Genomic DNA, 23,892 nt, shown 5'->3' with positions numbered 1-23,892 from the left:
ATATGCTGACAATATCCAGCGTCATATAGCACTTCATTCAGGCTTCGCATCCGCTGGCTAGCCTCTGAAACAGGCCGTGACATATGCATCATGCCCTATAAAAACCCAGGTAATTTAAAGAAAGTTTCCAGAAAATCATGTCCCATCGGTATATCCGGAATTGCACCATCGGCAAAAAATACTTCCGCGCCGCAAGCTCATATCAGCATGCCATTTATTTCAAATTTTTATTGCCGTCAATCATTTTTTATTATTTATTTTTTTCATATCTGAATTGCATGATTTTTGTAAAAAATACCGCCTCACAGCCATTCTCTGAATGAACGGTCCATTTGAGTGAGATCATTCATGGACCTCACTCAACTGGCTTCATCCAGTGATTCATTCCGGAGCATTGCCATGCGCATCATTTTGTTCAGCAGCCACCAGTACGACATCACCACATTTAACGAAGCGAATACCGCATACGGCTACAGCCTGAATTTTCAGGAGTCTCATCTCGATGTGGACACAGCGGTCCTCGCGCGCGGCTATGACGTGGTCTGCCCGTTCGTCAACGATTCACTCGATGCAACGGTGTTGCAACGCCTCCACGAAGGAGGCACGCGTCTGATCGCATTGCGCTCGGCAGGCTCGAACCATGTTGATCTGGACGCGGCACAGCAGCTCGGGCTCACCGTCGTGCGCGTGCCGGCGTATTCGCCCTATGCCGTGGCTGAGCACGCGGTAGGGCTCATCCTCGCGCTGAACCGGCACTTGCCACGCGCCGTGGCGCGCACCCGTGAAGGCGATTTCTCGTTGCACGGCATGATGGGCTTTGACCTGCATGGCAAAACGGTGGGCGTGGTGGGCGCGGGCATCATCGGCCAGGTTTTTAGCCACATCATGGCGGGCTTTGGCATGCAGGTGCTGGCGCATGATCCCGGCCCGCCCGCTGCCGCCATGCTCGCGCTCGGCGCGCGTTACGTGCCGCTCGACACGCTCCTGGCCGAAGCCGATATCGTGAGCCTGCACTGTCCGCTTGTGCCCGCCACTTATCACCTGATCGATGCCACTGCCCTCGCGCGCATGAAACGCGGCGCCATGCTGATCAATACCGGGCGCGGCGGGCTGGTGGAAAGCAACGCGCTGATCGGTGCACTTAAGAGCGGCCAGCTCGGCCATCTGGGGCTCGATGTTTACGAAGAAGAAGGGGGCTTGTTTTTCGAAGACCATTCGAACCAGCCGCTCCAGGACGATGTGCTGGCACGGCTGCTGATGTTTCCAAACGTGATCGTCACCGCGCACCAGGCATTTTTCACCCGCGAGGCCATCAGCGAAATCGCCCATACCACGCTTGGCAACGTCAAAGCGTGGCACAGCGGTGCAGCGCGCAACACCGTCTAGGCAGACACTCAGCAAACGCTTCGCCAGCAACAGGCCCGGAAACGGGCCGCACCGTCTGCTTCGCATCAAGACCGCCGCGGACATGCTTCGATCTGGCCCCCGGCAAGGCTGAAAAGGCCTGGGTACAATCGCCTCCTGATTTACCCTGGTCACCCCAACCAGGCAACCAGGCAACCAGGTTATCCCAGCAGCCACCTGGCTCGACCCCGTGCCTTCCGCTGCGTTTCTCCTTTGCTGCACCTCCCGCCGCCTCTAGCCTCTATTTTCTTCACCATGCCCTTACCTCTACTCGCCCTGGCTATTGCTGCATTCGGCATCGGCACAACCGAATTCGTCATCATGGGGCTACTGCCCGATGTCGCCCGAGATCTCGCTGTTTCCATTCCGGCCGCGGGCATGCTGGTGTCGGCTTACGCGCTCGGCGTCACGATTGGCGCGCCCATCGTCGCTATCGCCGTCGCCAACCTGCCGCGCAAAAAAGCCTTGATGAGCCTGATCGGCGTCTTTATCGTCGGCAACCTGCTGTGCGCGCTCGCGCCCGATTACAGCGTGCTGATGGCCGCGCGCATCGTTACGGCGTTCTGCCATGGCGCGTTCTTCGGCATTGGCTCGGTCGTCGCGGCGGGCCTGGTCGCGCCCAACCGCCGGGCCCAGGCGATTGCGTTGATGTTCACCGGCCTCACGCTGGCGAACGTGCTGGGCGTGCCGTTCGGCACCGCGCTGGGCCAGGCGCTGGGCTGGCGCGCGACGTTCTGGGCGGTGACGGGGATCGGCGTGCTGGCGGCGCTGGCGCTGGCGCTCTGTCTGCCCGCGCGCATCGAGATGAAAGAAGCGAGCCTCATGCGCGAATTCAGCGTGCTGAAAAACCCGCAAGTGCTGCTAGTGCTAGCCATTAGCGTGCTGGCGTCGGCCAGTCTGTTTGCCACCTTCACTTACATCACGCCGATCCTCGAAGACGTCACGGGCTTTTCGCCGCATGCGGTGACCTTCGTGCTGTTGCTATTCGGTCTTGGGCTGACAGTCGGCAGCACGCTGGGCGGCAAGCTGGCCGACTGGCGGCTTCTGCCTTCGTTGCTGGCGTTTTTGCTGGCCATCGTGCTGATTCTCGCGGTCTTCGCCAGCACGATGCACCGGCCGGTGCCCGCGATGGTGACGATCTTCGTCTGGGGCATACTCGCCTTCGCCATCGTGCCGCCGTTGCAAATGCTCATCGTCGATCGCGCCAGTCATGCTCCCAACCTCGCCTCCACGCTCAACCAGGGCGCGTTCAACCTGGGCAATGCGACCGGGGCATGGCTGGGCGGCATGGCGATCGGCACAGGCGTGCCCTTGACCTCATTGCCCTGGGTCAGTGGCCTCGCGGCGCTCGGCGCGCTCGCGCTCACCGCAGGGTCCTTGTCGCTTGAGCGCCGGGCCCAGCGCAACATGTCATTGGCCGCACCGGGTCAATGTAGCCAGGCACCCGCGTCAGCGCCTTCGTCCACCTTGCGCTCTCAACCATGAGAATCATTTTTACGCGTGACTTCATGGCGCTGATCCTGAGCGTCGCCGTTGTTGGGCTGGGCAGCGGCGCGACCTTGCCGCTCACCGCGCTGGCACTCATTCAGGCAGGCTATGGCATTGACGTCGTTGGCCTGCTGAGCGCCGCGCAAGCAGGCGGCGGTTTGCTGATCGCGCCGCTGACGGGCTGGATCACGCGCCGCTACGGAAGCCGTCAGGTCATCATGGGCGCGGTGCTCTGCGCCGGACTCTCCACCCTGCTCATGCAGGCGACGGCCAACCTGTTCGTCTGGGGGATCTTGCGCGTGCTGTGTGGTGCCGCGTTGATGCTGCTCTTCACCATCGGCGAAGCCTGGGTGAACCAGCTCGCCAGCGATACCAACCGGGGCCGCGTGGTGGCGCTCTACGCGACGAACTTCACCCTGTTCCAGATGGCGGGGCCGGTGCTGGTGAGTCAGATCGAAGATTTCACGCAATGGCGCTTCGCGCTGTGCGGCGTCATTTTTCTGTGCGCGTTGCCGGTACTCATGATGATTCGCGCTGCGCCGCACATGACGAGCGCCAGCGAAACCCACGGTAGTTGGCGACACGTGTTACCGCAAATGCCCGCCATCGTCATCGGCACGGGGTTTTTCGCGCTGTTCGATACGATTGCGCTCTCGCTGATGCCACTTTTTGCCATGGAGCACGGCATCGACAGCCGAACCGCCGTATTGTTCGCCTCAGCCCTGTTGCTCGGCGATACCACGATGCAACTGCCCATTGGCTGGCTCGCGGACCGGCTAGGGCGTGAGCGTGTGCACCTGGGCTCGGCGGTGGTGGTCGTGCTGCTCTTGCCGCTCTTGCCCTGGGCCGTGTCATCGCCCTGGATATGCTGGCCCCTGCTGTTTGTGCTGGGGGCCGCAGCGGGCGCGATCTATACCCTGTCGCTCGTCGCCTGCGGTGAACGCTTTCGTGGCACGGCGCTGGTCTCGGCCAGCTCGATGGTCGGCGCGGCGTGGTGCATCGCCAGTTTTGGCGGACCGCTCATCACGGGCTCGCTGATGAAGCACGCCGGTAACGACGCGATGATCGCCGTGCTGCTTGTCGCCGCCCTCGCCTTTCTCACCGCTGCGATATGGGAAAAACGCCGCGCTTTACCGCGCTCTACGTTCTAGTCCTGGTCCTAGTCCTGGTCTCCTGACTCTGGTCCGATAGCGCGAGCGTCACGACGAACCGTGTCACTCGCGCGTGCCATCTCCCTACTCAGCGCGCCGCTCAAAGAGCCGGTTCGCTGTACTCCGATACCAGCTTTGTCGTGAGATAACTTTCAAGCGCCTCGGCGCCGCCTTCCGAGCCAAAGCCCGATTCCCTGATGCCGCCAAACGGCAGCTCGGGCAAGGACAAGCCATGGTGATTCACCGAGAGCATGCCGCACTCCACCTCGCGCGCAATCGCGGCAATCTGGCTCGCCGAACGCGCATAGGCGTAGGCGGCAAGACCAAACGGCAAACGATTGGCTTCGGCAATCGCATCGCCCAGTTCATCAAAACGGTTCAGTAGCGCTACCGGGCCAAACGGCTCGTCATTCATGATGCGCGCGGCAATGGGCACGTCGCCCAACACCGTCGGGGCGTAGGCATAGCCCTTGGCGCCGACGCGCGTGCCGCCTGCGAGTAACACGGCGCCCTGCTCGCGGGCTTCCGCGACCAGCGTCTCGATGTCCGCCACGCGCCGTGCATTGGCGAGCGGCCCGACGTCGGTATCGGCGGCCAGGCCATTGCCCACGATCAGGCGCTGAGCCTCCTGCACAAACGCACTGGCAAAAGCGTCGTACACCGAGCGGTGAATCAGGAAACGAGTCGGCGCGATGCAAATCTGTCCGGCATTGCGGAACTTCGCCGCGCACAAAAGCTGGGCGGCACGGCCAATATCGGCATCGGCGCAGACAATCACCGGCGCGTGGCCGCCCAGCTCCATCGTCACGCGTTTCATATGTTGTCCCGCGAGTGCGGCGAGCTGCTTGCCCACCGCAATCGAGCCGGTAAACGACACCTTGCGGATCACAGGATGCGCAATCAGATGCGTCGAGATCATCGCGGGTGTGCCGAACACGAGATTCACCACGCCCGCCGGCAACCCTGCGTCATGAAACGCCTGAACCAGCATCGCGCACGAGGCAGGCGTCTCTTCGGGACCTTTGAGTATGATCGAGCAACCGGAAGCCAGGGCCGCCGAAATTTTCCGCACGGCCTGATTCACGGGGAAATTCCATGGCGTGAACGCGGCAACCGGGCCCACGGGTTCTTTCACGACCAGTTGCCGCACGGTTTCAGCGCGTGCCGGAACAATCCGGCCATAAGCGCGGCGCGCTTCTTCAGCGAACCAGTCGATGATGTCCGCCGCCGCAAGCACTTCGCCGCGCGCCTGGGCCAACGGCTTGCCCTGCTCTAGTGTCATCAGGTGTGCCGCCTCGGTGGCGCGGTGGCGCACCAGGTCAGCGGCGCGACGCATGAGCGCAGCCCGTTGCTGCGCGCTCTCCCGCCGCCACAGCGCAAAGCCGCGATCCGCCGCCGCCAGCGCCAGATCGAGATCGGCTAGCTCGGCATGGGCTACGTGGCCGATGCGGGTCTCGTCGAAGGGATTGAGTACCTCGATCGTGCGGCCCGCTGCGCCTCCCCGCCATTGGCCGTCGATGAAAAGCTGCGAATCTGGGTAACTGGATTGAATGGTCATGGTTCACGTGCTCTCGGGTAAAACGCGCGGGCTAACCGCGCGGATAACGGATAACAGATAGCGAAAAAGGGAGCCCGACGCGCTCCCGCCAGACGCAGCCTACACCGGTGACCAGGTACCGAACTGACCATTGCGATACACCAGTGGCAAAGCTTCGCTGGCGAGCCAGAGTTTCTGCACCGCGCCAATCATGACGAAGTGCGTATCGATTTGCCAGGCGCTGCGCAAATCGCACGCCATCGCCGCCACCGCGTCATGCAGAATCGGGCAGCCCGGTGTTTCGTCCATCCAGTCACCGCTGGCAAAACGCTGCTCGCCGTGAAGATGGCCCACCCCAGCAAAACATTCGGCCAAACCCTGACGATGACTCGGCAGCAAGTTGATAGAAAACGTACCCGCCTCACGAATCGCGGCGCATGTCGATGACGCGGCATTCAGACAGGCCAGCACTTGCGGCGGATCGACCGTCAGCGAACACACTGCGGTAGCAGTCAAGCCACTGCGCTGCGGCGCGCTGCCGGTCGCCACCACCGTCACCGTGGCCGCAAGCCGGCGCATGGCCTGTCTGAAGGCTTCCTGGCGGGAATCGAGAATCATGATGTTGCCTCATTCACGTTGGATACCGCATCGAGAAACTGGCCCAGGTACTGCGCGACCTGCAGAGGGGCTTCGATCAGCAGGGCATGTTTGAGGGTGTCGAGCACGACAAGCTGGGCATGGGGCATCGCTGCCGCAATCCGCTGGTTAAGCCGGGGCGGGCAGCCGCCATCAAACTCGCCCGTCAGCACGAGTGTGGGGGCTGTCACCTCGGGCAACCACTCCGCCATTTCGGTCGTGGCGTAAATATCGAACACATTGAGAAAAACCCCCGCGTCGGTATCGAGCACCTGCTGCCTGCGCCGTTGCACGATGTCTGGCTGCTGCACGGCAAAAGCGTCCGTAAACCAGCGCGCCACGAGCACCTCCAGCGAGGCGGCAACACCCGTCTTGCGCATCGCCGCCACCAGCCCCTGGACCTTCGCGGCATCGTCCGCGGTACGAAACGCCGCGGTACTCAACAGCGCCAGCGAACGCACATGCTGGGGATAACGTCGGGCATACGCCGGTCCAATCATGCCGCCCAGCGAATGACCAACGAGATGCGCGCGCTCGATGCCAAGCCGCACGCGCAGCGCTTCGAGATCGTCCACCAGATCATCGAGCGTGAATACCGCGTCCGTTGCCGCCGATTCGCCATGTCCACGCAAGTCGTAACTGATGCAGCGATAGCGCGTCTTGAGTTGCCTTGCAGCCTCATCCCACAAGCTGCGCCGGGCGCCAATACCATGCACCATGATCAGCGCTTCACCCTCGCCCTGATCGCTATAGACACATTCCACTGCCTGTTTCATCACAAGATCAAAACGCTCGTCGCGCCGCCTCACACGTTGAAATCGAAACCCGCGCCGCTTTCGGCCAGGCCTGCTGCATCGACATTTGCCACGGCCATTGCCGCCGCGCTTAAGCGCGGGCTTCGCGGTCGCTGCATAGCTCGCCTGCCACGCTCCAGTCCTCCTTGGCGACTTCAGTGAAAATCACATGCACGCTTTCGCGTTTGCCGCCTGCGGCCTCGATGAAAGCATCGGTCAGCGAGCGGCCCAGCTCGCGTTTTTGTTCGAGCGTGCGCCCGGCAAACATTTCGACTTTGATGATTGGCATGACAAAACTCCTGATAAAAAACTGCAACGGGTAAGCGGATGAACCAAAAAAACGGGGGGAAACAAAGCAGGCTGGTTTAAGCTGCCGACGCTACAGCAGGCACACGCTGGCCCGTGAAATGCGGCATCACATCACGTGCGAAACGCTGCATCATGTCGGCCGTTTCTTCATGCGACTGGCCAAACCCTGCGCTGAAAATGACTTCGTCGATTCCGGCCTCAGCGTACTGGCCAAGACGGTCAATCATTTCATCGGGTGGGCAGATCAGGATGTTGCTGGCCATTTCTTCGAGTGTTTGCTTGCGCGGCAGCGGTTCGATCAAGCCGTGGTTCACCACGCCGGGCCCGGAAAACACGTTATCGAAGCGCTTGTAGTACTCGTAGGTGAGCGCGAGCTTGGCGCGCGCATCGGCTTCATCGGTGGCCAGATAAACAGGGCGCTGCAGCGACAGGCGCAAATGCTCGCCGCGTGCGCCCGCCTCGGCCTTGCCGCGATGAAAGGCCTCAACCTGTTGCAGCAAGACGTCGTGTGAGGCTTGCAGCGGTGTGGTCTGAATGTTGAAGCCCTGTTTCGCGCAGTGATAAATGCCTTCAGGCGCCATCGCCGCCACCATCAGCGGCAGCGGCCGCATTGGTCGAGGCATCACGGTCAGCGGATCAAACTTGTAATACGTGCCATCCCATGACACTTCTTCTTCGGTGAGCAGCGCTTGCAGCACCGCGAGCGATTCGTCGAAGCGCTCACGCGTCTCGTTCATCGGCACGCCCAGGCGCTCCAGTTCATAAGCGAAGGCACCGCGCCCTACGCCGACCACCAGGCGGCCATCGCACAGCATGTCGGCTTGAACCGCCTCGCCCGCAAACACGCGCATGTCACGCACAGGCAGCACGACAATGGAAGTCATGATTTCCAATCGCTGGGTAAGCGCGGCAATTTTCACCGCCAGTTGCAGCGGCGAAGGCACGATCAGGATATTCACCAGATGGTGTTCCGGAATGGAAACCGCGCGAAAACCCAGACGCTCGGCTAATACCGCCTGTTCGATCATTTCGTCATAAAGCCGTTTGCCACCGTATTCCTTGCTGGGCAAATAACTCGTTAAAAAATAATTGAAGTCCATCATTGCCTGCCTATAAATAAGTGCCGTGAGTGCCGCCGCACACGCGTGCCGGTACCTGACGCCTGTGCCGTCCGCTTTCGCTCTGGCAGCGTTTGAGTTTGATTACATCTGAAAAAAACAGCGGATCACTCAGTCTTTAAAATCAACCGGGTTCATTTTCGAATTAGCCTGGCTCATTTACATAAACAAGCCACTGCTGAAAATAACCGGGACAGAAAAGCATCGCGTCATTCATTTACCGCAGCCACTTCTGCCCGTACCCGCCTGCCTGGCTTTTCTGCTCGCCTGGGCTTATTTCAAATCAATTGCCAACCCATGCCTTGACCCGGTCAGGATGCCTGGCCACCCAGTCCTCGGCCATCGCATCCGGGGTTTTGCCATTGACCGTCATGTCGTAAATCCATGCGTTAACGTCATCGGTCCTGATCGCTACCCGGGATAAAAAGGCGGCAATCTGCGGCGCTCGCTTTTCAAGCGTGCGGGTGTAACCGATATAAATCGGCTGGGGCGGTGTCTCGCAGGTAATACGGCTTTTTTCGAGCCAGTCCGCACTCTTTTGCGGCTCAATATAGTTGTAGCAACCATCCGCCTTGTATTCCGGCTTGCCTTTCCAGGAATCCATCGCATAGCCATCGAATTTCGGCTCTTCGAGTTTCACCAGATCGTATTGCTGAAATAACGCTTCCGGTTTCCAGTAATAAAACAGCATGCCCTGGTGCGCGGCATAACGTTTTTTCAATTGCGCCTTGAAGAGCGCGTCCGGCACGATATACGCGTCGTAGTATTGCGTCAGTCCGTAGCTTTTCGCCTTGACCCGATAGATATCCGTCACGCCCCAGCCTGGCGCACCCGGCCAGAAATCGCCCCGGCCATCGCCATTGACATCGAACAGCTTCGCAATCTCCGGTTTTTTCAGGTCCGTCACCGAACGGATCTTGTACTTGTCGGCCATATAACGCGGTACGTAAAACCCATCGGTGGCAAAGTACGGTGCCTTGTTCAGCGCCACCGTCTTGCGCTCATCCACGTACTTGCGCAAATTGGCGGTTTGCGCAGCGGACCAGATCGCCGGATGAACATCGACAGCGCCATCGCCCTTGTCCATCGCTGCGAAGATCGCGGATTGATCCGCCGCAATCAAACTCACCTGGGCATCGAGATATTTTTCGAGCACGACTTTGAGCACGGCATCCACCGCGCGAGGTTCGTCCCACGTCAGTTGCCCGAGGACCACCGGGGTTTTGGCGAACGCCGGCGTGATGACCGTCACTGCGGCAGTCACCGCGGCCAGTGTGCAGCGCGCTACAAATCGACGTGCAAATTTTCCAGACATGTGTCTCTCCTCCTAGGGACCAACAGGGCCGCTTGCATTCACGCTTTTCTTGAAGCGCGTTTCTGCCGCGGGGCTTTGACGCCGCATCAGGCGGTCAAAAATAATCGCGCAAAACACAATCGCCAACCCGGCGAGAATGCCGCGTCCGTACTGCACGTTTTGCAACGCGAACATCACGTCGTAGCCCAGCCCGCCGCCGCCAATCAGCGACGCGATCACGACCATCGACAAGCTCATCATGATCGACTGGTTCACGCCTGCGCTGATCGATGGCGCAGCCAGCGGCAATTCCGCTTTGAGCAGGGTCTGCCAAGGCGTCGCGCCATGGGCGTACAACGCTTCCTTGACGACCAGCGGCACCTGATCGAGACCGAGGCACGTCAGGCGAATCAGCGGCGGCATGGAGAAAATCACCGTCGCCACCAGGGCTGGCGGTTTGCCAATCGAGAAGAACGCCACGGCAGGCAGCAGGTAAACAAAGCTCGGCATGGTTTGCATCACATCGAGACAGGGCATGATGCAGGCCTTCACGATGCGGTTTTTAGCCGCCGCGATACCCAGCGGGATCCCCAACACAAGGCACACGATGAAGGCCGCCAGCACCAGTGCCGCCGTGGTCACCGCTTTGTCCCAGAAGCCGAAGAGCCCGAGATAACCCAGCGCCAGCAGCGTGAACACACCCGCTCCGAGGCCGCCCTTGCGCCATGCGGCGAAGCCCAGCAAAGCCAGCGCCAGCGGCCAGGGTACGGCTGCCAGCATGGCTTCGAGCAGCAGCAGCCACGCGTTCATCGCTTGCGTCAAGCCCATGAACTGGCTGGAAAACTGCGTGGTCATCCATTCAACGGCATGATCAATGCCGTTGGCCACAACATCGAGGGCGCCAGGCAAGGCCGGAAAGCTCAGCATCTGCGCATGCAACACAGGCATACCCAAGGCCAGCCAGGGAAGCGCCAGCATCACGAGATACACCAGCACGGCCAGCGCGGCGTAGCCCGTGGCCGGCCTCTGGCTGGCCCCCCCCGGAATACGTCGTGCGCCAGCGGCCAGAACCAAACCGCGCGACGCCAGCGCAGCCAGCCCACCCCATAACGGATGAGTACCGAACAGTTGCAGGAGCGCGGTGAACTCGAGCGCAAGCGCCACCCAGTAGAGCCAGCGGGCACCGTGGCGGGCGCAGTAAAGCGGCGGCAAGGCCCATGCCAGCAGCGTGTGCCGTGACAACATCGAAGCCGTGGAGGGCATCGTTGCCGTTGCCATTGCCGTGGTTGTCGTCGTGGCTGTGCGGGCGGGCTCAAGCGGACGGCCGCGCAGCGTTGCGAGTTTGTCGCTCATGCCTGATGTCCTTGCCGAACGGTTTGCAAAAGAACGCGAGGCGTCACCACCCCCGCGATCGCACCATCGTGATAAATCGCAATCGGCTGTTGCTGCCCGACGGCCAGATCAATCAACGCGTGCAGCGGGCTATCGGTTTGCGCTCGTGGCAGATGCGCCAGATCCGCCGCGCGCGGGCCCTGCAGCTCCATCTCACCCAGATAAGCCGCGAGCGGCAGCATGATCTGCGCGGCCTGCACCACATTCATGCGTGAAATACCCTGCACGAACTCGGCGACGAAACCATCCGCAGGTTGCATCACGATTTCAGCCGGCGTGCCAACCTGAACGAAGCGGCCATCTTTCATGATGGCGATACGGTCCCCGAGGCGGATTGCTTCATCGAGATCATGGGTGATGAACACCGTGGTTTTACCCATGTCGCGCGAGAGGCTCTTGAATTCGTTTTGCAACTGCCGCCGGATCAGCGGATCGAGTGCACTAAACGGCTCATCCATGAGGAGGATGCCAGGGTCGGCGGCGAGAGCACGCGCGAGCCCGACGCGCTGCTGCATGCCCCCGGAAAGCTCGCGCACCTGACAGCCTGCCCAGCCGCCGAGGCCCACCACGTCCAGCACATGCGCCACGGTTTGTGCCCGCGCGGCGGCATTGACGCCGCGCAATTCGAGTGCCAACCCGACATTGCTCTCCACACTACGGTGCGGCAGCAGCGCCATGTTCTGGAACACCATTCCCACCCGGGTCGAACGCAATGCCCGCAACGCACGCGCGTTATAGCGGCAAATCGATTCGCCATCGATCATGACATCGCCCGCCGTCGGCTCGATCAGGCGGTTGATATGGCGAATCAGCGTGGACTTGCCACTGCCCGACAAACCCATCACGCAGAAAATCTCGCCGGGATACACCGAAAAACTGACGTCCTGCACGCTCATCACGCAGCCGTGCTCGCTGCGTACTTGCGCCGCGTCCAGTTCGCCCGCGAGGATGCGCTGCCTCACGTCAGGGGCGAGATGCTCGGCGCCGAAAATTTTCCAGATACCCCGGCAATCGATAATCGCCGGGGCTTGCGCTCCGGCTGACAGAGAACCTTCGCCATCGGGTCCAACCCTTGTTTGTGTCACGGGCTTGCCTTTCGAAAAAGTCGGTTAGCGGAAAACTGCGCCACATCGCTAACGGGTGTGCCTGGGGTGTGCCTGTCTCGCCTGAGAAAAGTCTTAAGTCTGAACCTTTATCTCATTTTTAGGCATCATAGGCCCCTACTACCCTCCAAAAAAGACAATAATCTTGATGGGTATCATCGAAATTTCTAATACAGGTCAATATAGGAAGCGCGATGCACATTGCTGTTCTGGAAACGTTTCTGAAAATTGCTGAAGTCGGCAGTTTCAGCCGCGCATCGCAATTGCTCTTTATCAGCCAGCCCACTGTCAGCGCCCGGATCCAGACGCTGGAAACCAGCCTCGGGCAAAAGCTCTTCCGCCGTCTGAACAATGTCGTGGAGCTCACCCAGGCGGGCCGCGCCTTTCTGCCTTACGCGCAATCGGTGGTGCGTAGCTGGAGCAAGGCGCGTCAGGAAATTGCGCTGCCACAAGGTTTTATCGGCATCCTGACCGTGGGCGCGCCGCCCTCGCTCTGGTGCGACTACCTGCTAGAGCGCATGGCGGCATTCCAGAACACGGTGACGACGGTCGCGTTCAATGCTGTCGTCGCGGATGCCAAGACGGTCCTCGACAAACTCGATGCAGGCGAGATCGACGTTGCGGTGCTGCATGAGCCCACGATCAAAACCGACTGGTCCACCCGCAAGCTGTTTGCCGATTCGCTGGTGCTGGTCTCGACCTCGCCACGCGAGCTGGTGCGCTGGGACCCGCGTTATGTGTTTATCGACTGGGGTGCAGGCTACCGCGAGCAGCATTTCCGTGCGTATCCGGTGGACGATACGCCGCTGGTGTCGTTCAGCGATGCCAGCATCGCGTTGAGCTATTTATTAAATGTCGGGGGCTCGGCTTATTTGCCGCAGCGCTGGCTGGATTTGCCGGAATACCGCGAACGGCTTTTTCCTGTGCCCAATGCACCCGTATTCGAACGGGATGTATTCATGGTGACCGACCGCCAGCTCACGGGCACGGGCTGGCGTAACGATGCGATTGAAACGTTATTCGCTGATTAAATAATATGACATAGTCAGCTAATAACCCCTGTTTAACCCTATCAAATAGTGCAATGCGCATCAATTAGCTGACATGGGCATTCATTTTCGAAGGGTTCTTTATTTTTTTAGGGTGGTTTCACGTTAGACTGCGGGACACAAGAAAAAATGAAGGCACCAAGACATATAAAAATGGCGCTAAAAGCCTGGGGTAACAACATCGTTGGGGAAATTTTCATCAATTGATCGCTGCACGCCATGTCGTGCACGTCAACTCCTTCCATCAACTCGTTACTTTTTTAAAAGGCATAAGCCATGACCCGTATCGGAGCCGCCAATACCTTCAACCCTTACAAGACATCAAATGACGAAGCCCGTAAAAACACCTTTTACAGCGGGCTGAGAACGTGCTCCCTGTCACCCAGTGTGTCCAGTCCAAGGACGCCCTCCCCGAATTTCTTTATCAGCCTCAAGAAATCGCCTGAGCACAATTTGCTCATCATCGCTTCACTGCTGCTCACTATCTTTCCCGACCCAAGCTATCGCACCGCACAAAACGATTCGTTGATTTCGTTACTCGTGAAATTTCCACACCGGCCGGTCAAGGATATTTTTTCCAATGATTTCTGCGGCGACTACATACAAAATTCGGGAAAAATTCCACTAGCCCTGATAGAAGAGCTTCAAGCGCGCCTAAAACATGTAACGCATGAAAACATGCTAAAGCTGTTGCTCACGCTCAGTCTGGACCGCCATATAGGCTCATTCGGAGAACACGCCGAGCTTCAATACGAAGCGTCGAACTACGATATAACCGGAGAACCGGGCCTAGCCGAGCCGACTAATGAGTTAATGCTTGAAGATAAAACAGAAAAAAAACGAAAAAAACGGGAAGCCACCAATGAAAATCAACGTATTGATTGCCCGCTCGAGACACAGCCGAGGTCCCTGCTAGAAACAGCGGTTCACCATGGCAATGGTCCAGCGATAGTGGCACTGATGCGGCCCGGAACAGGTAATGAAGTGCGTGATCACGAAAATAAAACACAGTTGGACCGGGTGATTCTCAGTAACTGGATCAAGACCGTACCCTTTCTGCCATTCGAGACCATTCTGTTTACGCCTGATCTGCATGACGACGCGCTCCGAAAACTCATGACAGCGTTTCCGCCGATGGAACAGCTGGACACCTGGGCGGCCACCGCCCTCCCCAGCGATGCGCTGCTCGTACGCCACCTCATCGGGTTATTCAACGCGGCAACCGGAGCCATCGGAGTCGGCGTCAAGTCAAAAACGACCTCTGACAAGGCCTTCGGGAAAGCGATGAACAAAACCTTTGGCAAAATATTTCTCGACAAGTTATATCGCCGGGTTCATGCAGTCTCAAACGAAGAGGGCCAGCTCAGGCTGGAAAACTTCATCGGACGGGCCTTCACATCGGAGGCGCTCCAGCGTCAGGAATAACGGCACGACAGGAAAATGGCCCGCAGTTGCCGGGCCATCTTTTTGCATCATTTCAGATATCAGGCCGGTTCACACCCTTCACGCGGGCATCACGCGTCCTGCACACAAGCCGAAACCCACTCGGTAGCCCGCCCCCTGGCACCAGCCCGCGAGCGTAATCGTGTCGCCATCCTCAATGAAGCTGCGCGTGCCGCCCGCCAGCGCCAGCGGCGTCTTGCCATTCCAGGTCAGCTCAAGCAGGCTGCCGAACGAATCGGCGGTCGGCCCGCTGATCGTCCCCGAGCCCATCAGGTCACCCACCCGCGTGTTGCAGCCCGACACCGTGTGATGCGCGAGTTGCTGCGCCATGGTCCAGTACAGATGGCGGAAATTCGTGCGGGCAATCACCTCGGCGTACGCGGCGCCCGCTACCTGCATCTGCAATTCGAGCACGATATTGAATGCATGCGGCCCCGCGTCGTGCCTGAGGTAAGCAAGCGGCTCGGGCGTCTGGGGCGGTTGCGCCACGCGGAACGGCTCCAGCGCATCCAGCGTGACGACCCATGGCGAAATCGTCGTGGCGAAGGTCTTCGCGTTAAACGGCCCCAGTGGCACGTATTCCCATTGCTGGATATCGCGGGCGCTCCAGTCGTTTAACAGCACCATGCCGAAGATATGGTCTTCGGCCGTCGCACAGCTCACCGGCTCGCCCAGGGCATTGCCCCGGCCAATGATGAATCCGGTTTCCAGTTCGAAATCCAGCTTGCGGCACGGGCCAAACACGGGCCGCGCCTGATCGGGCAGCTTGAGCTGCCCTTGCGGGCGGCGCACTGGCGTGCCGCTCACCACCACCGATGAAGCCCGTCCGTTATAACCAATCGGCATCTCAGACCAGTTCGGCAACAGCGCATTCGCGGGGTCGCGGAACATCGAGCCCACATTGGTCGCGTGTTCTTTCGAGGAATAAAAATCGGTGTAGCCAGGAATCTCCACGGGCAGATGCAGCGTGGCCTGATCCTGACGCACCAGCACCCGCTCATGCAACACAGGGGCGTCACGCAACGCTGGCGTATCGTGCGCGAAGAGCACGCTCAATTGAACCCGCACGCTGCGCCAGGCATCGCGCCCCAGTGCGATAAACGCATTGAGCGAGCCCTGGCTGAACACTTCACCGCTGGCCGCCTGCGGCAAGTTCAACAGCCCCGCGGCCTGCAACGCAGCCAGGTCGACGATGACCTCGCCCAACGCCACGCCAACCCGCCGCGCCGAATCGCGGGCATCGCTGAACACGCCAAAGGGCAGGTTCTGCAGCGAAAAATCACAGTCTGGTTGATTAGCGCTCTCGATCCAGCTTTTGCGCGACGCGTCCCACGTCATCTGAAGATCATTCACCCTGCTCATCGTTGCTCCGCGTTGAAATGTTTGCTGAGACCTTGCCAGCATTCGAAATAATCAGCCTGTAGCGGCGCATCTTCGAGCGCGAAGCGTGTTGGCCGCAGCAGCGCACGCGTTTCGAACATGAAGGCAAGGGTGTCGCTGACCTTATGCGGCGTCGTCGTGTCGTTCTGCGAGGCGCGCTCGAAGGTTTCGGCATCGGGCCCATGGCCGACCATGCAGTTATGCAGGCTCGCGCCACCCGGCATGAAACCGGTCGCCTTGGCGTCGTACACGCCATGCACCAGACCCATGAATTCGCTGGCCACATTGCGATGAAACCAGGGGGGGCGAAACGTATCTTCCGCCGCCAGCCAGCGCGGCGGAAAGATCACGAAGTCGAGCGTATCGACGCCAGGGGTATCGCTGAGCGACTGCAGCACGAGGAAAATCGACGGATCAGGATGGTCGAAACTGATCGAGCCCAATGTGTTGAAACGGCGCAAATCGTATTTGTAGGGCGCGTAGTTGCCGTGCCACGCCACGACGTCGAGCGGCGAATGACCCAACGGAGCGCGCCAGAGCAAACCGTTGAGCTTGGCCACCAGTTCGAATTCGCCTTCGCGGTCTTCATAGGCCGCATGCGGCGTCAGAAAATCGCGCGGATTCGCCAGGCCGTTCGAGCCAATCGGTCCCAAATCCGGCAAGCGCAGCAACGCACCGAAGTTTTCGCACAGGTAACCGCGCGCGAGCCCATCGGGCAGTGCCACCGCAAAACGAACGCCACGTGGCAACACCGCAATCTCACCGGGCTCGAGGTCCAGCCGCCCCATCTCGGTCGCAATCTGCAAACGGCCCTGCTGCGGCACGATCAACAACTCGGCGTCAGCGTTATAAAAAAAACGCTTCGTCATCGAGCGGTTCGCCACATACAAATGAATGGCGCAGCCGTTCATCGCCTCGGCCGCGCCATTGCCCGCCATCGTCTTCCAGCCCTCGATGAAATCGGTCGGTTGCGTGGGCACGGGTAACGGATCCCAGCGCAAAGGATTAGGCGGGGTGGCGGGCACATCGTGAAAGTTCGCCACGATCCGGCTGGATGGATGAGGCGCCAGCGGCACAAACGGTCGATGAACCGCAGCAGGCCGCAGCCGGTATAGCCAGCTCCTCCGGTTGTTCGCGCGCGGGGCGGTGAATGCGGTGCCGGATATTTGCTCGGCATACAGGCCATACGCCGCGCGTTGCGGCGAGTTACGGCCCTGCGGCAAGGCGCCAGGCAAGGCCTCGCTGGCGAACTCGTTGGCAAAACCAGACTGATAGCCGGGCTCAATCTCTGCTCGCATCGGGTAAGCAGGCTTCGTGGCGGGTTGCATAAAAATCCTTCGTAGAGGTTCAGGCACGCCTTGAAAAGGTGCCCCAGAGGCACGCTACCGCGCGCCACAACACAGCCAGCAACGAGCAGCCAGCAACGAAAAGGCAAAAACAGAGGCGAGCCGATAAACAGTGGCAAATTTACCATAACGAAATTAATTATGAATAGAGGAATTTCAGCCTGACTTTGGCCCGGTTGGCCCTGCTTTGACCCTGCTTTGGCCCCACTGCTTTCAACAAACCACGGTGCCGCCGATATCGTTCTCAACATCCGCGCTATCTCAATATTGAGCATGGCTGTTACCATTAAGCCCCGATTGTCTGCTTCGCTACGGCTTAAGCTCCGCAGCCATACCGCTCCCGCCCCATGATTGCGCAGACCATCCCCGATCTCCTCGCCCGTGCCGCCCGTCATCCGTTCCTGCACGCTCACCTGACGCTGGATGACAACCTCAACGGCGTCTGCCCCGCGCGCGTCATCGCTCATTTTGCGGACAGCACGCTTGGCAGCGTCTACGAGCCCATCTTCGACATCAGCGTGAATGCGCACGCGCAATCGCTGAGCGCAGCGCCTCATAACGCGGAGCGTTTCGGCGACGAATTAGGGTTTCAGGCATTCGTGCAACAGCTGGATCGCGCGCAACCGAATCCGGACGAGCCACGTGATTCAGCCCAGGAATCACCTCGTGAGCTGTTTGAACGCGTTGACGACGAACAGACGCTCGTCACACTGGACCGCATGTCGCGCGCCATGCATGCGATTAATTTTTTTGGCGCGCAACGCCGGGGTTTGCTGTTTTTGCGGGTTCACGAGCGTCTGCTCAAGAGCGTCAAGTATGACCACGGCAAACATTTCTCGACCGTGCTGTTGTCATTTGGCCTGAATCCGGCCCGCATCGTGATTGAACTACCCGGTGCCGCCGTGGCCCATCGCACCTTTCTCGGCTACCTGACGAAGAGTTATCAACGTTATGGCTTCCGGGTCGCGGGGAACCTGTCGAATGCCGGACAGATCCTGTCGGTATCCGATACGGTACGGCTCGACTTCATCAAGATGGATACGGCTAGCGCATTGCGCGATGCCATGATCAAGCCACTGACGAGTTACGCCAAGCGCTTGCATATTCCATTGATCTTCACCCAGGTGAGCGACGAAGCCCAGTTCGAGCTGCTGCGCCAGCACGATGTGCAATTCGTGCAAGGGCCGCTCTTCGCGCCGCCCGCTTCTGCTGCCGTTACAGCCTCATAGGCCCTTGTCAGCCGGTCGCCCCCAGACGACGCGCGAGCGCCTTCAGACGCGGGGCGACGCGCTCACGGAATACGTTTTCATCCATCGACGACGCGGGCCCGCTGCAACTCAGCACCAGCCAGCGCCCATCACGCGGCTCCCGGAACGGGACCGCCACGGCATTGACATCGCCATGCCAGGCGCGAAACGAATAACAACAGCCCGCTTGAGCGAAGGCGTCGATCTCGTGCTGCGCACCGGCCAGCCAAGCCGGGTTCGGTGCCACGTCCGCCAGTTGTGCCAGCAACTCGGCACGAATGGCTGCTGGCTGGACCGCCAGATAAGCCCGCCCCATCGAACTCGTCAGCATCGGTAACTTCGAGCCCGGCGCCAGCCCAAGGGTCAATGCGGTTTCGCTGCGCACGGTGTCCAGATAGATCATGTCGAGCCCATCGCGGCAACCCAGCGATACCGCCGCGCCTACCTCACGGGCCAACGTATGCAAATGAGGCTGGGCGAGCTCTAACGTGCTGGAACCAGAGAGCAGCGCAAAACCCAGCGCCAGCACACCCGCATCCAGAGCGTATTTGCCCAGTGATTCATCAAAACGCAAATAGCCCAGCGTGGTCAGCGTATAAGCCAGGCGATTGACCGTCGCCTTGGGCAAGCCCGTGCGCGCGACAAAATCACGATTGCCAAGAAAAGTCTCGCCCGGGCGAAACGCACGCAACAGCTCAAGCCCGCGTGCGAGCGCGGTGACGAAGCGGCGTTCGTCAACAGCAGCAGCGTCAGATAGATCAGGTGGCAGGAAAGCCGAGAAGGGAGCGATAGAGGAAGAATTCATCGAGTGCTACACTCAAAAAAATTTGCAAAACATTGTTTCGCCTAGCGGAACTATCCGTCAAGTTTATTCGGCGCGTTTTTAATATTTCGACCTTTGGATAAGCCGTTCATCGCGTGCTGTGATGCATCCGTGATGAACGTTCCACCACTTGCCAGACAAGGAACAGGACAAGGAGACAGATGATGGCCGCCGTGCAATTTCACTGGGAAGACCCGTTGTTGCTGGAGCAACAGCTCACCGAAGAAGAGCGGATGGTGCGCGATGCCGCCGCCGCATATGCTCAGGACAAGCTTGAGCCGCGCGTGTTGCGGGCGTTCCGGAACGAAACCACCGACGTTGAAATTTTCCGTGAAATGGGCGCCATCGGCCTGCTGGGTCCGACCATTCCCGAAGAATTCGGTGGCCCGGGCCTCAACTACGTCAGCTATGGCCTGATTGCGCGCGAAGTGGAACGGGTCGATTCCGGCTATCGCTCGATGATGTCGGTACAGTCGTCGCTCGTCATGGTGCCGATCTTCAAGTTCGGCACCGCGGAACAAAAAACCCGCTATCTGCCGAAGCTCGCCAGCGGCGAATGGATCGGCTGTTTTGGCCTGACCGAGCCCGATCATGGCTCCGATCCTGGCAGCATGGTGACCCGGGCCACGCCCGTGGATGGCGGCTATACATTGTCGGGCGCGAAAATGTGGATCACCAATGCGCCCATCGCAGATGTCTTCGTCGTCTGGGCCAAGCTTGCCGAAAACGGCGAGGATGTGATTCGCGGCTTTATCCTCGAAAAAGGCTGGAAAGGCCTGTCTGCGCCCGCCATTCACGGCAAGGTCGGCCTACGCGCATCCATCACCGGTGAAATCGTGCTGGACCAGGTATTCGTTCCCGAGACCCAGCTTTTGCCTGGTGTCCGAGGGCTACGTGGCCCCTTTACCTGTCTGGATTCGGCACGGTATGGCATCGCCTGGGGTGCACTGGGCGCAGCCGAAGCCTGCTGGCATACCGCGCGCAGCTATACCCTGGAGCGCCGGCAATTTGGCCGGCCGCTGGCCGCCAACCAGTTGATTCAGAAAAAGCTCGCTGACATGCAAACCGAATTGACGCTCGCGCTGCAAGGCGTGCTGCGCCTCGGACGCATGAAGGAAGAAGGCAGCGCTGCGGTCGAGATCACGTCGATGATGAAGCGCAATTCGTGCGGCAAGGCACTTGACATCGCCCGGCTGGCGCGCGACATGCTGGGCGGCAATGGCATCTCGGACGAATTTGGCGTGGCCCGCCATCTGGTCAATCTCGAAGTGGTGAATACCTACGAGGGCACGCACGATATCCACGCACTGATTCTTGGCCGGGCGCAAACGGGAATACAGGCGTTTTTCTGAGCGTTTGCCGAAATGGGGCTAAGGGCTCAGGCAGGTTGAAACAGCGGGGTTGAATCAGGTTAAAGGCGATCGGGTTGAAAGCTGCGCGGGGGCACCGTTTGAAACAGCGCCCCCGCACAGCGAATAACATGAATCTGCTGGAAGCCGTGCCGGGTTATTTTCGATCTGGCTGCGGCGTCATCCGCAAATAAGGACGCAACGTGGTATAGCCTTTCGGGAATTTCTGCCGGATCACCTCTTCGTCCTTCAGCGACGGCACGATCACGACATCATCGCCCGGCTTCCAGTTACCTGGCGTTGCCACCTGGTGGTTATCGGTGAGTTGCAGCGAATCAATCACTCGCAACACTTCGTCAAAGTTACGGCCCGTACTCGCCGGATACGTGATGATGAGCCGCACTTTCTTTGCCGGGTCAATCACAAACAGCGAACGCACTGTCACTGTCGTGCTCGCATTCGGATGAATCATGTCGTAGAGCTCGGCCACCTTGCGGTTGCCGTCGGCCAGAATCGGAAAACCCACGTTAGCCGCCTGGGTTTCGTTGATATCCTTGATCCAGCCTTGATGGGATTCGGCGCTATCCACCGACAACGCGATGGTTTTGACATTGCGTTTAGCGAACTCATCGGCAAGCTTTGCCGTCAGGCCAAGCTCAGTCGTGCAAACCGGTGTGAAATCAGCTGGATGGGAAAATAGCACCCCCCAGCTTTGGCCCAACCAGTCATGAAAACGGATCGGGCCGATGCTGGAATCCTGCTCGAAATCCGGGGCGGTATCGCCAAGACGTAGACTCATGATGCAACTCCTTGTGAGGATCAAACGGGCCAGGCCGCAAGTGCCTGCGAGACATGCAATACAGTGTGCAAGACGGGCAGCATACGACAGTAGCACTGCACAATGAACAAACATTGCGTCAGACCGTTATAAGCGGTTGTTATAAGTTTTTGTCATCGTGACGGTTATGTCGCCCATTTCGTTGTCAATTTCTCCTGCGCCGCGGAAACTTTGCCGCCGTGTAAAACTCCATCATGAAATTCGTTTAAACGGGCTGGGCGCCTTTCAGCTATGCCGTACAGGTCATTGCGCAGCCCTATTCCGGCCTCCCTGGAACAAAACATGCGTGAATGCGCTCGCCAGAGGCCGCTTCTTTGGTTACGATTCACGTTCGACGCGACGCGAAGGAAACTGTCAATGTCAGAAATCAATAAGGAGCAATTCATGTCGGATATCAAAACTGTTCTCGCCGATGCTGAGGACCTGTTGAAACAAGCCGCTAGCGCCACAGGCGAACGGGCGTCGGAGCTGCGTGAAACAACACTCGCGCGCATCAAGCAAGCCCGCGAAAAAGCCGCCGACGTACAAGTCGTCGTCGTTGAAAAAGGCAAGAAAGCCGCACGCGCCACCGACGACTACGTCCACGAGCATCCATGGGCCTCCATCGGTATCGCAGCAGGCATAGGCGCACTGATTGGCCTGCTGGTCAATCGCAAGTAAGCGTCTCGCGCTTGGCCCCTGGCAAAGACACGGCAAGCCGGACACGTCTGGCTGGCCGCCAGGACACAACAAAAAACAGACCGCAGACCGGTCAGCGCCCCCCTTTCCGGCCAGCCGGATTTTCTCGCGTATCTCCCCACGCATGGAATGCCTATCAGCCATGACGATCGACACCTCATCGCAGCGCGCGGACCATGGTCCTTTGCGCCGCATCTTCGGCTCTGTCTTCGCAATTTTGCAAACCCGGCTTGAACTGGTCGGCATTGAACTAGCAGAAGAAAAAAGCCGCTTGTTGAGCGTGCTGTTTCTTGGACTCGCCGCGATGATGCTAGCCCTGATGGCATTGATCGCGCTCACCGCGTTAATTGCCATTGTCTTTTGGGATACCCCTTGGCGCTTGGCCGCATTAGGCACAATCACGGGTGTTTATGCGCTCGCAGCCCTTGCGTGCGGCTTGCGCGCACACCATGCCTTGCGCCATTCACCTAATGTTTTCTCCGCCACGCTGAACGAATTCGAAAAAGACCGCGAGATCTTCCGCAAGCAATAGCTCAATAGCGCCCGATAGCCCGATAGCGTCAGGCTGGCTTATTGCCCACCAGGCTTATGCCCCACCTTTTGCCCAACTGCCCATTTCTATGAGCCCAACTCCATCTGATACCGTTCCAGAGCGGCGGCCGGTTGCCCAAGACCTGAGCACGCCGCACCTGCGCGCGGTACGCAAGCAACTGCTGATCGTGCGCGCAAGCATTGAGCGCGAGGAACTCGGCCAGGCCACCACAGAGCTGCGCCAAACCATGACGCATTTCAGCTGGATCAAATTTTTGGTACCCGGTTTTGCCGGGGTACGCGGGAATGCAACAAAACATTCCAGCGCGGGTTTAGGCGCCGTACTCAAACAATATCCACTGTTGAGTTCAATAGCTTCGCTGCTGCTCGCCAAACCCCTGCGCACCACGCTGCTCGCCAGTGCAAAACCCTTGCTCAAATGGGGCGGCCTCGGCCTCGCGGCGTGGGAGGCATACCGCGTCTGGCAACAAGTCCGACGTGACAGCGACAAGCCTGTCCAGCACTAACACCGCTTAACGGGAATGCCAGCATGTCTGTACGGAGGGTCCCATCCCGCCCTCTTCAAAGCGATTAGTGCGCAGCCCGCTGGCGTCAAGCACGAACACCCCGCAAGCGTCCCCATGCATGGGCCCCGACTCCACCGGTTGTGCCTCAAGAACATAGGCTTGCGCAGCGTTATCGCCAGGCAAGACCTTCACGCGGTAAACCATCGTCCCCAATGAGGGCGCCTGGTCAAAACCCACAGGCAATGCCTCGCCACGATAGTGAGGGCGCGCTTCGATGAACTGCGCGGCCCGGTAAAGCGCAGCAACTGCATCCATCCGGTGGGCCCGCCTCACCTGGCCCTGGTACGATGGCACGGCAAACGCGGCGAGTATCGCTCCGATAGCCAGCACGATCATCAGTTCAAGCAGCGTGAATGCGGCCATGCGCTGGCCCATGTGTCTTTCCATGCATCCTC

At 59.4% G+C, this 23,892-nt stretch carries 23 protein-coding genes; 10 read left to right on the top strand and 13 right to left on the bottom strand.

Annotated elements, in window-relative coordinates:
• Positions 1-399 precede the first annotated feature (399 nt).
• The 3 genes from GH657_RS04385 (at position 400) to GH657_RS04375 (ending at position 4,043) form a co-directional block, all read left to right on the top strand.
• Positions 400-1,386, top strand: coding sequence for a 2-hydroxyacid dehydrogenase (locus GH657_RS04385; protein ID WP_153099592.1), 987 nt, complete (start codon positions 400-402; stop codon positions 1,384-1,386).
• Positions 1,387-1,659: 273 nt separating this feature from the next.
• Positions 1,660-2,889 (top strand): MFS transporter, encoded by a 1,230-nt coding sequence (locus GH657_RS04380; RefSeq protein ID WP_153099591.1) that lies wholly within the window; start codon positions 1,660-1,662, stop codon positions 2,887-2,889.
• Positions 2,886-4,043 (top strand): MFS transporter, encoded by a 1,158-nt coding sequence (locus GH657_RS04375; RefSeq protein ID WP_153099590.1) that lies wholly within the window; start codon positions 2,886-2,888, stop codon positions 4,041-4,043. The genes GH657_RS04380 and GH657_RS04375 overlap by 4 nt, the downstream gene beginning before the upstream one ends.
• A gap of 100 nt (positions 4,044-4,143) precedes the next feature.
• Here the strand turns inward: GH657_RS04375 and GH657_RS04370 are convergent, their stop codons facing one another.
• From GH657_RS04370 to GH657_RS04335, 8 genes are all read right to left on the bottom strand, one after another.
• On the bottom strand, positions 4,144-5,601 hold the full coding sequence (locus GH657_RS04370; protein ID WP_153099589.1) for an NAD-dependent succinate-semialdehyde dehydrogenase: 1,458 nt from the start codon (positions 5,599-5,601) through the stop codon (positions 4,144-4,146).
• A gap of 99 nt (positions 5,602-5,700) precedes the next feature.
• Entirely contained in the window at positions 5,701-6,198 is a 498-nt protein-coding gene (locus tag GH657_RS04365) for a flavin reductase family protein (protein ID WP_153099588.1), read from the bottom strand.
• A complete protein-coding gene (locus GH657_RS04360; protein WP_153099587.1) occupies positions 6,195-6,992 on the bottom strand; it encodes an alpha/beta fold hydrolase in 798 nt (265 codons plus the stop codon). Before GH657_RS04360 ends, GH657_RS04365 begins: the two co-directional genes overlap by 4 nt.
• Before the next feature lie 109 nt (positions 6,993-7,101).
• Positions 7,102-7,326: a 2-hydroxymuconate tautomerase gene (locus GH657_RS04355; RefSeq protein ID WP_281349358.1), complete on the bottom strand. Its 225-nt coding sequence runs from the start codon at positions 7,324-7,326 to the stop codon at positions 7,102-7,104.
• A 49-nt stretch (positions 7,327-7,375) separates the two neighbouring features.
• Positions 7,376-8,422: an LLM class flavin-dependent oxidoreductase gene (locus tag GH657_RS04350; RefSeq protein WP_220094831.1), complete on the bottom strand. Its 1,047-nt coding sequence runs from the start codon at positions 8,420-8,422 to the stop codon at positions 7,376-7,378.
• Between the two features lie 298 nt (positions 8,423-8,720).
• A complete protein-coding gene (locus GH657_RS04345) occupies positions 8,721-9,752 on the bottom strand; it encodes an ABC transporter substrate-binding protein (RefSeq protein ID WP_153099585.1) in 1,032 nt (343 codons plus the stop codon).
• 12 nt (positions 9,753-9,764) lie between these two features.
• Positions 9,765-11,084, bottom strand: coding sequence for an ABC transporter permease (locus GH657_RS04340; RefSeq protein WP_153099584.1), 1,320 nt, complete (start codon positions 11,082-11,084; stop codon positions 9,765-9,767).
• The gene (locus tag GH657_RS04335; RefSeq protein ID WP_220094830.1) at positions 11,081-12,208 is read right to left on the bottom strand and encodes a quaternary amine ABC transporter ATP-binding protein; all 1,128 of its coding nucleotides are present in this window, start codon (positions 12,206-12,208) and stop codon (positions 11,081-11,083) included. Before GH657_RS04335 ends, GH657_RS04340 begins: the two co-directional genes overlap by 4 nt.
• Before the next feature lie 212 nt (positions 12,209-12,420).
• Between GH657_RS04335 and GH657_RS04330 the strand changes: the two genes are divergently transcribed.
• Together GH657_RS04330 and GH657_RS04325 are read left to right on the top strand one after the other, a co-directional pair.
• Positions 12,421-13,257, top strand: a complete 837-nt coding sequence (locus tag GH657_RS04330; RefSeq protein ID WP_153099583.1) for a LysR family transcriptional regulator — start codon at positions 12,421-12,423, stop codon at positions 13,255-13,257.
• 294 nt (positions 13,258-13,551) lie between these two features.
• Positions 13,552-14,700 carry a hypothetical protein gene (locus GH657_RS04325; RefSeq protein WP_153099582.1) on the top strand — a complete coding sequence of 383 codons (1,149 nt, stop codon included), beginning with the start codon at positions 13,552-13,554 and terminating at the stop codon, positions 14,698-14,700.
• A 78-nt stretch (positions 14,701-14,778) separates the two neighbouring features.
• Here the strand turns inward: GH657_RS04325 and fahA are convergent, their stop codons facing one another.
• Together fahA and hmgA are read right to left on the bottom strand one after the other, a co-directional pair.
• Positions 14,779-16,080 (bottom strand): fumarylacetoacetase, encoded by a 1,302-nt coding sequence (gene fahA, locus GH657_RS04320; RefSeq protein WP_174769870.1) that lies wholly within the window; start codon positions 16,078-16,080, stop codon positions 14,779-14,781.
• Positions 16,077-17,396 carry a homogentisate 1,2-dioxygenase gene (gene hmgA, locus GH657_RS04315; protein ID WP_343031280.1) on the bottom strand — a complete coding sequence of 440 codons (1,320 nt, stop codon included), beginning with the start codon at positions 17,394-17,396 and terminating at the stop codon, positions 16,077-16,079. The genes fahA and hmgA overlap by 4 nt, the downstream gene beginning before the upstream one ends.
• A 395-nt stretch (positions 17,397-17,791) precedes the next feature.
• On the opposite strand from hmgA, the gene GH657_RS04310 reads away from it, so the two are divergent.
• Positions 17,792-18,673: an EAL domain-containing protein gene (locus GH657_RS04310; protein ID WP_153099579.1), complete on the top strand. Its 882-nt coding sequence runs from the start codon at positions 17,792-17,794 to the stop codon at positions 18,671-18,673.
• Positions 18,674-18,680: 7 nt separating this feature from the next.
• Here the strand turns inward: GH657_RS04310 and GH657_RS04305 are convergent, their stop codons facing one another.
• Positions 18,681-19,496 (bottom strand): IclR family transcriptional regulator, encoded by an 816-nt coding sequence (locus tag GH657_RS04305; RefSeq protein ID WP_153099578.1) that lies wholly within the window; start codon positions 19,494-19,496, stop codon positions 18,681-18,683.
• A 182-nt stretch (positions 19,497-19,678) separates the two neighbouring features.
• On the opposite strand from GH657_RS04305, the gene GH657_RS04300 reads away from it, so the two are divergent.
• Complete coding sequence (locus GH657_RS04300) at positions 19,679-20,866, top strand: acyl-CoA dehydrogenase (RefSeq protein ID WP_153101631.1); 1,188 nt, start codon at positions 19,679-19,681, stop codon at positions 20,864-20,866.
• Positions 20,867-21,020: 154 nt separating this feature from the next.
• On the opposite strand, the gene GH657_RS04295 is transcribed toward GH657_RS04300, so the two are convergent.
• Complete coding sequence (locus GH657_RS04295) at positions 21,021-21,662, bottom strand: peroxiredoxin (RefSeq protein WP_153099577.1); 642 nt, start codon at positions 21,660-21,662, stop codon at positions 21,021-21,023.
• Positions 21,663-22,058: 396 nt separating this feature from the next.
• On the opposite strand from GH657_RS04295, the gene GH657_RS04290 reads away from it, so the two are divergent.
• The 3 genes from GH657_RS04290 to GH657_RS04280 all read left to right on the top strand — a co-directional run bounded on the left by GH657_RS04290 (position 22,059) and on the right by GH657_RS04280 (position 23,437).
• Positions 22,059-22,361 (top strand): ElaB/YgaM/YqjD family protein, encoded by a 303-nt coding sequence (locus GH657_RS04290; RefSeq protein ID WP_153099576.1) that lies wholly within the window; start codon positions 22,059-22,061, stop codon positions 22,359-22,361.
• A 160-nt stretch (positions 22,362-22,521) separates the two neighbouring features.
• Positions 22,522-22,911, top strand: a complete 390-nt coding sequence (locus GH657_RS04285) for a phage holin family protein (RefSeq protein WP_153099575.1) — start codon at positions 22,522-22,524, stop codon at positions 22,909-22,911.
• An 88-nt stretch (positions 22,912-22,999) separates the two neighbouring features.
• On the top strand, positions 23,000-23,437 hold the full coding sequence (locus tag GH657_RS04280; RefSeq protein WP_153099574.1) for a DUF3318 domain-containing protein: 438 nt from the start codon (positions 23,000-23,002) through the stop codon (positions 23,435-23,437).
• 6 nt (positions 23,438-23,443) lie between these two features.
• On the opposite strand, the gene GH657_RS04275 is transcribed toward GH657_RS04280, so the two are convergent.
• Complete coding sequence (locus GH657_RS04275) at positions 23,444-23,884, bottom strand: type IV pilin protein (protein WP_246173997.1); 441 nt, start codon at positions 23,882-23,884, stop codon at positions 23,444-23,446.
• Positions 23,885-23,892 lie beyond the last annotated feature (8 nt).

The sequence above is a fragment of the Paraburkholderia hayleyella genome, from assembly GCF_009455685.1.
Taxonomy (GTDB): domain Bacteria; phylum Pseudomonadota; class Gammaproteobacteria; order Burkholderiales; family Burkholderiaceae; genus Paraburkholderia; species Paraburkholderia hayleyella.
This window is presented reverse-complemented; position numbering and strand designations above follow the sequence as displayed.